The organism is Paracoccus ravus (genome assembly GCF_004522175.1).
GTDB classification, from domain to species: Bacteria; Pseudomonadota; Alphaproteobacteria; order Rhodobacterales; family Rhodobacteraceae; genus Paracoccus; species Paracoccus ravus.
Map to the genome: position 1 here is coordinate 15,926 of NZ_SDEB01000034.1, position 11,945 is coordinate 27,870.

The window sequence follows — 11,945 nt, forward strand, 5'->3', positions numbered from 1 at the left end:
AACCATGCGTATCATTGATCTGACCCTGCCACTGGAGGACGGGCTTCCCGCCCTCGGCCGCCTTGCCCGTCCCGTCGTCATTCCCCACACGACCCATGAGGCCTCGAAGAAATTCAAGCAGGGCACAGCCGATGATCTGCTGACCTTCAATACCTGGTATCTGGGGATGCTGGACCATTCGGGCACCCATATCGACGCGCTGTCGCATAATGACCCGAACGGGCTGACGGTCGATCAGATGCCCCTCGACTGGTTCATGGGCAAGGCGGTCTGCTTGGACCTGCGCCATGTCGGGGACCGGGGCGACATTACCGCCGATGATATGGAAGCCGCGGCGCGAAAGGCGGGGGTCAAGGTCGATGGCCATATCGTTCTGATCTGTACCGGAATCAATGCTCGACACTGGCCCGATCCCGGCATCTGCGCGATGAACCCGCAGGTCACCGCCTCGGCGACGTATTGGCTGCACGAGCACGGCTCGCGCGTGCATGGGGTCGAGGGGCCTTCAACGGATCGCGTCGATGAAAACCTCTTCGTCAACCATCGCATCTGCCGCGATCTCAAGATGGTGCATTACGAATGGCTGTGGAACCTGGAAGCGGTGCTGGGCGTGGGTGAATTCCAGTTCCAAGGCATTCCCTTGCGCATCACCGGCGCATCGGGCTCTCCGGTCCGCGCATTGGCCTTCTTGGAGGACTGATGCCAAGCGCCATTCGCATGGACATGGCCGAGCGACTGTCCGACCTGCGCGGTCGCGGTCGCGCGCCCATCCGCGCGCGCTGGCCCGCCGGCGCGCGTCTGGCCTTGTCCTTTGTCCTGAATATCGAGGAAGGGGCCGAGCGCAACATTCTGGACGGCGATCCGGCTGCCGAGCATCTGAACGCGGACATGCTGTGCGACCCCTGGCGGGAAGCGCGCAATCTGGTCATGGAATCCCATTACGAATATGGCAGTCGCGTCGGGTTATGGCGCATCCTTGACCTCTTTCGCGCGCGCAGCCTGCCGCTGACGGCCTTTGCCGTCGGCCAGGCGCTGGCGCGGATGCCCGAGATCGCGCCCGCCCTGATGGCCGATGGCCACGAGGTCGCGGCCCATGGCTGGCGCTGGATCGACTATCGCGCGGTGCCGCCCGAAATTGAGGCCGAGCATATCCGCAGGACCGTCGCGACGATCCGTCAGCAGACCGGCCAGGCTCCGGTCGGCTGGTATACGGGCCGCGTCAGTGCGAATACGCGCAGGCTGGTGCTGGAACATGGCGGCTTTCTATACGATTCCGACGCCTATAACGACGATACCCCGTATTTCGTGCAGCATCCGGGTGGCGCGCATCTGATCCTTCCCTACTGCTTCGACACGAACGACATGCGCTTCGCCTCTTCGCCGGGGTTCGATACCGGTCAGGCATGGGTGGACCATCTGGTCGACACCTTCGACCTGCTCTGGCGCGAAGGCGAACGCGCTCCGCGCATGATGTCGGTCGGGCTGCATTGTCGGCTGGCCGGCAAGCCCGCAAGACTGCGCGCATTGCAGCGCTTTCTGGATCATGTCGCCCGGCACCAAGGCGTCTGGATCGCTCGGCGCGATGCCATCGCGCGCCATTGGCTGACACAGGAAGACCGATGAACCAGGACGATGCCAGCGCGACCGTCGCCCGGATCGCCAACGGCGAGATCTCCGCGCGCGCGGCGACCAAGGCGTCGCTGGCGCGGATTGCGACGCTCGATCCCGGCCTGAATGCCTTTGTCACCGTCGATGCCGCAGCCGCCCTGGAAACGGCCGAGCAACTGGATCTTGCAAGGGCGAGGGGTGATGCGCCCGGCCCTTTGCATGGCCTTTCGGTCGCGATCAAGGATGTGACCGCCACCAAGGGTTTGCGCACCACGCAGGGCTCCACGCTGTTTGCCACGCATGTGCCGGAGCATGATGCGCTGTCCGTGGCCCGCCTGCGCCGCGCCGGAGCGATCATCATCGGCAAGACCAACACGCCCGAATTCGCCTTCGGAGCGATCTGCGAGAACCGGCTTTGCGGGCCGACGCGGAACCCCTGGGACCCAAGTCGGACCTCGGGCGGTTCCAGTGGCGGCTCCGCCGTGGCGGTCGCCACCGGAATGGTGCATCTGGCGCAAGGGACGGATTTCGGCGGATCGGTCCGGATGCCAGCCTCATTCTGCGGCGTCTTCGGTCTGCGCCCCACGCCCGGCACGATCCCCGAGCCAGAGCGTGCCTTGGGATGGAGCCAATTGGCGACACAGGGGATATTTGCGCGATCGGTCCGCGACACGGGACTGATGCTCTCGGTCCTTGCGGGGCGGGATGCGCTGGACCCGGTTTCACGCGACTGCCCGAGCCTTGACCGGGCATTGCCGGCTCCCTTGCGGCTTGCCTCGAGCCTGGATTTGGGCGGCGCTTTCCCGGTCGACGAGGAGGTTGCCGAGGCTTTCCGGACCGCACGCCGCGCGCTCGAAGCGGTCGCTGGCGCGACGACCGAGACCGCGCCCGATATGCAGGGCGGCGTCGCGGCGTTCAAGACGCTGAGGGCGGCCGAAAGCTGGTTCCGCTCGGGCGCGCTGGTCGAGAAGCACGCAAACGAGCTTTCCCCGTCTTTCGTCTGGAACGTGCGTCAGGGACGTGACATCACCGCTGCGGATTACCTGAGCGCCGAAGCCGCAAGAACCCGCATCTGGCGCGCATGCATCCGGTTCTTTCAGCATTTCGACGTGCTGGTGATGCCCAGCTGCGCCGTCCTGCCTTTTGCCAATGCGCAGAAGGAGGTGCTGGAGGTCGGAGGCCAGAAGCTCGAATCCATCATCGACTATCTTGCCTGCACCTTTCTGATATCGCTTGTCGGATTTCCGGCACTCTCGATCCCCGCGCCCAGATTGCGGGACGCTTTGCCCTTTGGCCTGCAACTGATCGCTGCGCCCGGGCGTGAGGACGTTTTGTTGGCGCTGGCGAGGCGACTTGAAGTTGCGGGTTTCTGCCACGTCTGGCCCGATGGCAAGGAGGCATTTCATGGTTGAGCTTTGGCGCTTGGCGGCCTGTGATCTGATCGACGGCTATCGCGCCGCGGCGTTTACCCCGACCGATGTGCTCAAGAGTGTTCTGAATCGGTGCGACGCGATCAATCCTGTCATCAACGCCGTGATCGCGCGCGATGATGCTGCAAGCCTTGCGATGGCGCAGGCAAGCGCGGCACGTTGGCAGGCCGGCCAGCCGCTCTCGCCCCTTGACGGCGTGCCGATCAGCATCAAGGACAATCTGGTGATGGCGGGCCTGCCGGCGACCTGGGGATCGTTGGCCCTGGCGCGGAATATGCCCGAGCAGGACGAATTGCCCGTGGCCAGACTGCGCGAGGGGGGCGCGGTTCTTTTTGCAAAGACAAATGTCCCCGAATTGACGATGCAGGGGTATACCGACAACCTCCTATTTGGTCCGACTGGCCTGCCCGATGCTCCGGGGCTGACGCCGGGCGGGTCAAGCGGCGGTGCCGCCGCGGCGGTCGCTGCGGGGATCGGGCCTTTGGCACTGGGGACCGACGGAGGTGGGTCGATACGCCGACCGGCGGCCCATGGTGGTCTGTTCGGCCTCAAGCCGGGAGGCGGGCGTATCGCGCGTGGACGCGGCTTTCCCGCGATCCTTGGCAATTTCGAGGTGGTTGGCCCGATCGCCCGCGACATTCGCGACATCGCATTGGCATTTGGCTGGTTACGGGAAAAGGCATGTCCTTCCCCGCCCGCTCCGCAGCGGATCCTCTATGCAAGACGTTTCGGGGGCCAGCCGGTCGATCGGGGCATCCTTGCCCTGTGCGATCACGCGGCCGAACGGCTGATCGCGGCAGGCCACGACGTCACCTGCCGAGACGACTTCAAGGCGGTCGCTCGCTTGGACCAGATATGGCCGGTGGTGACCTGCAGCGGGGCGGCCTGGATGTTTCGACATGATCCGGCCATTGCGACGCATGCCACCCCGGCGATATCCCGGATGGCCGAGACGGGACGCGGTTACTCGGCCACCGACTACGCCGCGGCGATGGTCGAACTGGAGGAAATGCGCCTCGATTATCACCTGTCCATGCAGGACCATGACCTGTTGATGACACCCGCCATTGCCGCATTTTCATGGGAGAAGGACGTCAGTCACCCGAAGCAGATCGACGGCAGAGAGGTCGGGCCGCGGGGCCACGCGGTCTTTACCGCATTCGCGAACGCCCTCGGCTTGCCTGCGATCTCGGTTCCCGTCGGTCGGGCTGCGGACGGTCGCGCTTGCGGTATCCAGCTTGTGGGAAGGCCGGATGACGACGAATTGCTCATCGCGATCGCAATGCAGAAGAGTCTCGTCTCACCGTGAAATTTCGCGGAAGGGCAGTTGGCGCCGACGCGTTGATGGGCTGCACAGCACGCGCGATCCCGCATTCCGCGCTCGGGCAGACGCAACGATTTGCTTCTAATCTTTGACGCGCAGGAAGTCAGAGACCTCGAGACGGAAGGAGTACGCGAACGAGTCCAAGGCGAAGGTCGCGTTGAAATCCCTGACAGGCGAGAAGCCGGCGGCCGTGGCGCGCCGGTTTGGTTGGTCGCGCCCCTCAGTTTTCAAAGCCGCATATAGGTTGGGCGCAGCGCAGACTGGCGAGATATTCCCGCTCGCAAAGGCGGCGAGCGTTGAACCGATCTCCGCATTCCCGCATGGCCTATTCCAGGGCCTCGAGATTGCGCCCCGATGCGAAGGGCCTGTTCGGCGATCGTGGCCGTGATGCCGACCGACTCCGGGCTGCCCTGAAAGACGAAGGCTTGCCAGCCTGCTCCCTGGACGGGGCGGACACACTAGCGCCCCTCATCATGATCGCAGGCGTCCGAAGCAACCCAACCGTATAGATCATCGGTGGCTCAAGGGCCGCAGGCGTGGCGCCCCCCGTTTCGACAAGGTGCCGAAGGTCTTCCTTTCTGCCGTCGCGTTGGCTGCGGCGGTCCGCTTCTGGCTATGAACGGCAACGAATCCTGACCCTCGGCGGCCCAAGGCATTGCCGGTCGATCTCGGCCGTTTCATCGACCAGCGGATGCCCATGCTTCAGTTGCAGTGATCGGCCAGCGGTCATGCGGCCCGCCGACGACGTGGTTATCCTCCGGTTCCTGATCCCTGTCCTGCCGATCGGCTTTTGCCGCATCCGCCATTCTGGGCCTCTCGCCATCCCGCAAGATGAGTACCGCGAGGTTCCGGAACCTGCGCGGAATGCTCGCCTCTGCACCGGCAGATCGGGCCGCCATGAGAACAAGCGCTGAGATCAGAAGCCGAGCGATTTATCTTCGCGCTTATATTGTCGCGATTTGGCGGGCAGAATGGCCATGAGGCCCGTTCTCAGCCCGGAGGATTCTCGATGTTCCGCAGACCTCTTGCCCAAATTGCCGCCCTGTTGGTGGTCATTGCGACGGGCGGCGCTCTGGCCCAGCACCCGCCGGGTCAGGGGCCAAGGCCGGTCGGGACCATCACCCTGAAAACCGAATCCGTGCCGATGATCGTGACCCTGCCGGGCCGCGCAGTGGCCCGCGCCGAGGTGGCGATCCGACCGCGCGTCGATGGTTTCGTGACCGAAGTCCTCTATGATCCGGCCAAGCCCGTCGTGGCAGGCGCGCCGATGTTCCGCATCGATCCGACCACCTATCAGGCTGCGGTCGAGCAGGCGCAGGCCAATCTCGCGTCCGCCAAGGCCGCCGTGCCGCAAGTCGAGGGGGCCTATGAGCGCAGTCGCAAGCTTCAGGGCTCGGGCTCGACTCCGGCGCTGCTCGAAGAGGCAAAGGCCGCGATGGAAAAGGCGCGGGCCGATGCACAGGCGGCCGAGGCGGCCTTGCGCCTTGCCCAGACCGAACTGTCTTGGACCACGATCACCAGCCCGCTGGCGGGCATGGCGTCGATCGCGCAGGTGACGGCGGGCGATCTGGTGACGGCCGGCCAAAGCGATGCGCTGGCCACAGTGACCGAGCTTGACCCCATCGATGTCGATATGTTCGAGCCCTCGGCCCGGATGCAGCGCATCCGCAACCGGATCGATACCGGCCAGATCACCATGGCCAAGACCTTGGACGCCGAACTGACGCTGGAGAACGGCAAGACCTATGACGTCACCGGCGAGATCGTCGCGCCGGGCTATGCGGTCTCGACCTCGACGGGTTCCATCGACATGCGCTTTCGCTTCGGCAATCCCGAATTGCGCGTGCTGCCCGGCATGTTCGTGCGCGGGCGGCTCGAGATCGGTCAGACACAGGCGATCCTGATCCCGCAGCTTTCCGCCACCCGCGAGCGAGACGGCACCCTGACGGCATGGATCGCGCAGGAGGGCAAGGCTGCCAAGCGGCAGCTGACCGATGACGGCATATATCGGGACAGCTGGATCATCGTGGATGGCTTGAAGGATGGCGAGCTTTTGATCGTCAACGGGCTGAGCAATCTGGTCGAAGGGGCCGAGATCTCGGCTACTCCGGTCACGATCGACGAGAATGGCGTGGTCATCGACCAGCCCACCCCTTCTGCCGCGACGGAGTAGGCGATGGCGCGTTTCTTCATCCATCGCCCGGTCTTTGCATGGGTTCTGGCGATTGTCACCATGCTGGCCGGGGTCTTTGGCCTCTCCAGCCTGCCCATCGCGCAATATCCCGACATCGCCCCGACCACGGTGCGGATCGGCGCCACCTATGTCGGGGCCTCGCCCGATATCGTCGAAAATTCGGTCACCACGGTGATCGAGGATGGCATGACCGGCCTCGACGGGCTGATCTACATGACCTCATCCTCGTCCCAAGGGTCCGCCAATGTCGCGCTGACCTTCGATGACAGCGTCGATGCCGATATCGCGCAGGTGCAGGTCCAGAACAAGCTGCAACTGGTCAGCCCGCAACTGCCGGACGCGGTGCAAAGGCAGGGCGTCTCGGTCACGCGCTCGACTTCGTCGATCCTGATGGTCGGCGCGCTGACATCCGATGATGCCAGCTACGACTCGCTTGCGCTTGGCGATCTGGTCGAGCAATCGATCAAAGACCCTGTGCAGCGCACCTCGGGCGTGGGTTCGATCAATGTCTTTGGCTCGGGCTATGCGATGCGGATCTGGCTCGATCCGGTCAGGATGCTGCAATACAGCGTCACGGCTTCGGAAGTGGTCGCGGCGGTTTCCGAGCAGAACACCAATGTCACGGTGGGCAGCCTTGGCGCGCAGCCCACGCTGCAGGGCCAGCAGATCACCATGCCGCTTTCGGCGCAGTCGCAACTGACCTCGGTGCAGGAATTCGAGCGCATTCTGCTGCGCACCGAAACCGACGGCTCGACCATCTTTCTGGGCGATGTCGCCCGGATCGAGATCGGGCAAGAGGAATATGGCTCGGATTCGCGTTATAACGGCAAGCCCGCAGCGGGTTTCGGGGTGAACCTCGCGACGGGGGCCAATGCGGTCGAGACCGCCAAGGCGGTGCGTGCGGTGCTGGACCGGCTGCAAGCCTCGCTGCCAGAGGGCGTGCAGATCGTCTATCCCTACGACACTTCGCCCTTTGTCGAGGAATCCATCAATCAGGTCTATCACACGCTTTTCGAGGCCGTGGCGCTGGTCTTTCTGGTGATCCTCGTCTTCCTGCAAAGCCTGCGCGCGACGCTGATCCCGACGCTGGCAATCCCGGTCGTGCTGCTGGGAACCTTCGGCGTGCTGGCCTTCATGGGCATGTCGATCAACACGCTGACCATGTTCGCGCTGGTCCTTGCCATCGGGCTGCTGGTCGATGACGCCATCGTCGTGGTCGAAAACGTCGAGCGCGTGATGGAGGAAGAGGGCCTCGGCCCGGTCGAGGCCACCGAGAAAAGCATGGACGAGATTTCCTCGGCGCTGGTCGGCATCGTCATGGTGCTGTCGGCGGTGTTCCTGCCCATGGCCTTCATGTCGGGCTCGACCGGGGTGATCTACCGGCAATTCTCGATCACCATCATCAGCGCCATGGTTCTGTCGCTGGGCGTCGCGCTGATCCTGACGCCCGCGCTTTGCGCCACCCTGCTACGCCCGCGTGCGCATGGCAGTGGCGTCGCCCCCGCGCGCTGGTTCAACCGCAATCTGGACCGCGCGACCAACGGCTATGCCGCGGTCGTGACGCGTTTCGTCGCGCGGCCGTTTCGTTTTCTTCTGGTGCTGCTCGCCTTTGGCGGGGGGGCATGGGCGCTTTACCAGAAGCTCCCGGGATCCTTCCTGCCCCCCGAGGATCAGGGCGTGTTGATGGTCATGGTCGAGGCCCCCGAGGGCGCGACCACCGCCCGAACCGAGGCGCTGGTGCGCGAGGTCGAACGTTATGTCCTTGAGGATGAGAAAGAGACCGCCGAGAGCCTGCATGCCAGTCTTGGTTTCGGTTTTGGCGGATCGGGCCAGCGCAATGCGATGGTCTTTGTGAAGCTCAGGGATTTCGACGAGCGCGCGGGGTTTGACGCTGCCTCGATGGCGACGCGGGGCAATATGCGCTTCATGTCGAACAAGAACGGCAAGGTCTTTTTCATGCAGCCGCCCGCGATTCCGGGCATGGGCAATACCGCAGGCTTCAGCATGGCGCTGATCGACCAGTCCGGTCGCGGCCAAGAAGCTCTGGCTCAGGCCGCCGATGCGCTGGTCGAAATGGCCAGTGCGGACGGGCGCGTAACCAGCCTTCAGGGCAATGACGCGCCGTTTGAAACCTCGAGCCGCATCAACATCGACCAGCAGAAGGCTGCGGCCTATGGCCTGTCCATCACCGATCTGAACGAGACGCTGACGATCATCTTTGCGAGCGCCGATGTGAATGACTTCGCCTTGGGCAATGAGTTGCGTCCGGTGATCGTGCAGGGCGAGGCCTCGGCCCGGATGCGCCCCGACGATATCGAGAAATGGTATGTCCGGAATTCCGACGGCGATATGGTCCCTTTTACCGCCTTCAGCACGCAGCAATGGGATCAAAAGGCGCAAAGCCTTGCCCGCTACGGCGGCACCCGCGCACTGGAGATCTCGGGCGCGGCGGCGCAGGGCGTGTCCTCGGGCACGGCGATGGAGGTGATGGAAGAGCTGGTCGCGGACCTCCCCGGCGGCTATGGCGCGGCATGGACAGGTCTTTCCTATCAAGAGCGGCTCTCGGGCAATCAGGCCCCGATGCTCTTCGGGCTGTCGGCGCTGGTGGTGTTTCTGGCGCTGGCCGCGCTTTACGAAAGCTGGTCCGTGCCGTTTTCGGTGATGATGACGGTGCCCATCGGCATTGTCGGCGCAATGGCCGCGGCCCTTTTTTTCGGCCAGTCCAATGATGTCTATTTCAAGGTCGGGATGCTGACCACCATCGGCCTTGCTGCACGGAACGCCATCCTGATCGTCGAATTTGCCGAAATGCTGCGCCAGCAGGGCAAGCCCTTGCGTGAGGCCGCCATCGAGGCCTCGCGCATGCGGCTGCGCCCGATCCTGATGACGACCTTGGCCTTCATGCTGGGCGTTTTGCCTCTGGCCACGGCAACCGGGGCAGGGGCCGCCGCGCAGCAATCGATCGGCATCGGGGTGCTGGGCGGCATCGCGGCATCGGCCCTGATCGGGATATTCCTCGTCCCGGTCTTTTACGTCACCGTGCTGCGCCTTGTAGAGCGGGCCCGGCATGGGGCCGCGGCACGATGACGGCGAAGAGCTTATCGAGGTTTCGCACGAAAGGAGGCCGTGGGCCGGGTCTGCTATGCCCAGTCTCTGGGGTGCTCCCCTGATTGCGCAGATGCAGGCTTGCATGGTTGTTCCGAATGAGTATATACCTTTATTCAAAAGGGAATATACCATGCCGCTTTACACGAAGGCTCCCGATATCGACGCGCTTGTCGCGCGTTATCTGGCCATGACCGGCACCAAGGACAAGACGGCCGCCGTGCGCGAAGTTTTCGCCGCGCAAATAGCGGCCTTGTCTGCGCGTGAAAGCCTTGAAAGCCGCGTTACCCGCATCCAGCGCCGGGCTGCCCTGGCCGGAATCCTGCCGGATGGTAACGACGACAAGGCGTTCATGGACGAAATCTGGGGCGAGGAGTAATGTTTCTCGACGCCAGCGCAATCGTCGCCATCTTGAAAAACGAGCCCGAGGCCCCTGAGCTTTTGCACGCGATCGAGGCGGCCCAGACCGATCTGCGACTCTCGCCGGTGGTCCGTCTAGAAGCGATCCTTGCCTTGGTCAGAAGCCGTGTCCAGGGACGCGGCAGGGGGCCGGCGACCGAGGCGGATTTCAAGATCGCCTCGGAACTCGTCGGCGCGCTGATCGAGGCACTTGGCGCCGTGGAAACGGACATCGGAACCGAGGTCGGTTTGATGGCGACCGGGGCCTTGTCACGCTATGGCAAGGTGGTTGGCCATGCGGCGCAGCTCAATTTGGGCGATGCCTTTTCCTATGCCTGCGCCAAGGTCTTGGACATCCCGCTTTTATATAAAGGAGATGATTTCGCGCAGACAGACCTCGCATGAGGTCAATCGCCCGGCCGGCCCTCCCGCGTCGGCTTGACGAAAGCGAAGCGCAAAGCCTCTCCCTGCCCAGGCCCCAAGGTCACCCAAGCGCTTGCCCTGCGGCCAGGCTCATCGCATGCTGCCCTATCCGATCGGAGTGAAGCAATGCCGAGACAGGATTTCGAACCCGAAAGCGTGCCGCCCGACGGGCGTCCCGCCGCCAAGTCAAGATTGTTCGACCCCGCAATCTCGGGCGCGTGGCGGGGCAATCTTCCCGGTGATACGCTCGGCGGACCGATCACGGTCCTGGCCTATGGGAATGAAACCGCGGGCGAAGGACCGCGGCTGCACGTCCATCCCTATGACGAGACCTTTGTGGTGATCGAGGGCCGGGCGCGGTTCTTTGTCGGAGATCAGATCATCGACGCGACTGCCGGCGAGGTGGTTCTTGGACCCAAGGGCGTGCCGCATCGCTTCGTCAATCTTGGTCCCGGCAGGCTTCAGACACTCGACATCCACCACGCGCCGCGCTGGATCCAGACCGATCTGGAATAACGACGCGGCCGTCGCCCTCATTTCCGCCCGTTCGCGGGGCGCGGCTGGATCGGAATCGGTTTGGTGCAAGCTTCACCGCCTCACTACCCGCTGGAACCGCTTGTGCCAGCGCCGTGGATCGATGCCGCCAGGTGGCATGCAGATCCAGGCTTGCGATCCGGTTTGCGCAGGTTTCGGGCGCGGGTTGCGCGTTTCGGCAAAGATGTGTCTCTGTCGCCGCCCGTAGGGCGGGACCCATTGTTTTCGGCCTGCTCACATGAGTCTTCCCAAGGACCAAAGCGTTGGAGCGAGAATGAGGTCTTCGCCCGGAATATGATCGGCCTGGCCGTCGACAGCGCCGAATAAGAGTCGATTATGATCGACGTAACCTATTTGAAAGCGCATCGCAGGGCATCGAGCCTGCGGGTGAATAAGCGGCCCTTCGCGTCAGATGGGGCGAACCAAGAGAAGGATGATTAGGAAACTGCACGCCGTCACCGATGCGAGGGGCCGCCCGATCTGGTTCTTCATCTCGGCAGGACAGGGTAGCGATTACAATGGGCGCGGCGGCGCTGCCGAGCAGCCTGCCGAATGCAGACTGGCTGCTGGCCGATCGGTATATGATGCAGACTTGTTCCGTGACTCATTGAAAAGCGAAGAGATAAGTGCCTGCATTGAGGAATGCAGGGGACGCAAAAAGCGGTAAAATATGACAAGCGGCGCTACAATCGGCACAACCGCATCGAGATCATGTTCGGCCCGCCTCAATTTGTCCACTTAACCTTCTTGGCTAACGAATTTCATGACGGTTTCGATCGGTCTGCGCCCCATGTTGCGGTAGCCGAGATGGGGCCTTTCGGTGTTGTAATGGACGAGCCACGCATCGAGATCGGCCTGCAACGCATCGACGGTTTCGTAGAAGGTCTCGCGCATCTTCACCCGGACAAACTCGTCCAGGACCGTACCG

General features: G+C 63.5%; 10 protein-coding genes and 1 pseudogene. 10 read left to right on the plus strand and 1 reads right to left on the minus strand.

Translation table 11 applies throughout. The annotated features are described in order from the left end of the window. Positions 1 to 4: 4 nt before the first annotated feature. The 10 genes and pseudogenes from ESZ60_RS18415 to ESZ60_RS21490 form a co-directional block, all read left to right on the plus strand. Entirely contained in the window at positions 5 to 700 is a 696-nt protein-coding gene (locus ESZ60_RS18415) for a cyclase family protein (RefSeq protein WP_134682167.1), read from the plus strand. Continuing rightward, positions 700 to 1,623, plus strand: coding sequence for a polysaccharide deacetylase family protein (locus ESZ60_RS18420; RefSeq protein WP_245155776.1), 924 nt, complete (start codon positions 700 to 702; stop codon positions 1,621 to 1,623). Before ESZ60_RS18415 ends, ESZ60_RS18420 begins: the two co-directional genes overlap by 1 nt. Then, the gene (locus tag ESZ60_RS18425) at positions 1,620 to 3,020 is read left to right on the plus strand and encodes an amidase (protein WP_134682168.1); all 1,401 of its coding nucleotides are present in this window, start codon (positions 1,620 to 1,622) and stop codon (positions 3,018 to 3,020) included. Before ESZ60_RS18420 ends, ESZ60_RS18425 begins: the two co-directional genes overlap by 4 nt. Then, complete coding sequence (locus ESZ60_RS18430; protein WP_134682169.1) at positions 3,013 to 4,347, plus strand: amidase; 1,335 nt, start codon at positions 3,013 to 3,015, stop codon at positions 4,345 to 4,347. Before ESZ60_RS18425 ends, ESZ60_RS18430 begins: the two co-directional genes overlap by 8 nt. 1,024 nt (positions 4,348 to 5,371) lie before the next feature. Then, entirely contained in the window at positions 5,372 to 6,535 is a 1,164-nt protein-coding gene (locus ESZ60_RS18440) for an efflux RND transporter periplasmic adaptor subunit (protein ID WP_134682171.1), read from the plus strand. A gap of 3 nt (positions 6,536 to 6,538) precedes the next feature. After that, entirely contained in the window at positions 6,539 to 9,643 is a 3,105-nt protein-coding gene (locus tag ESZ60_RS18445; RefSeq protein ID WP_134682172.1) for an efflux RND transporter permease subunit, read from the plus strand. Between the two features lie 151 nt (positions 9,644 to 9,794). Beyond that, complete coding sequence (locus ESZ60_RS20915; protein WP_167620225.1) at positions 9,795 to 10,040, plus strand: type II toxin-antitoxin system VapB family antitoxin; 246 nt, start codon at positions 9,795 to 9,797, stop codon at positions 10,038 to 10,040. Continuing rightward, the gene (locus ESZ60_RS18455; protein ID WP_134682174.1) at positions 10,040 to 10,465 is read left to right on the plus strand and encodes a type II toxin-antitoxin system VapC family toxin; all 426 of its coding nucleotides are present in this window, start codon (positions 10,040 to 10,042) and stop codon (positions 10,463 to 10,465) included. Before ESZ60_RS20915 ends, ESZ60_RS18455 begins: the two co-directional genes overlap by 1 nt. Positions 10,466 to 10,609: 144 nt before the next feature. Then, on the plus strand, positions 10,610 to 10,999 hold the full coding sequence (locus ESZ60_RS18460; RefSeq protein ID WP_134682175.1) for a cupin domain-containing protein: 390 nt from the start codon (positions 10,610 to 10,612) through the stop codon (positions 10,997 to 10,999). Between the two features lie 276 nt (positions 11,000 to 11,275). Further along, a pseudogene (locus tag ESZ60_RS21490) lies at positions 11,276 to 11,737 on the plus strand (transposase); the annotation flags it as partial. 18 nt (positions 11,738 to 11,755) lie between these two features. Here the strand turns inward: ESZ60_RS21490 and ESZ60_RS18465 are convergent. Continuing rightward, on the minus strand, positions 11,756 to 11,945 hold a 190-nt coding region (locus ESZ60_RS18465), incomplete at its 5' end, for an integrase core domain-containing protein (RefSeq protein WP_167620214.1).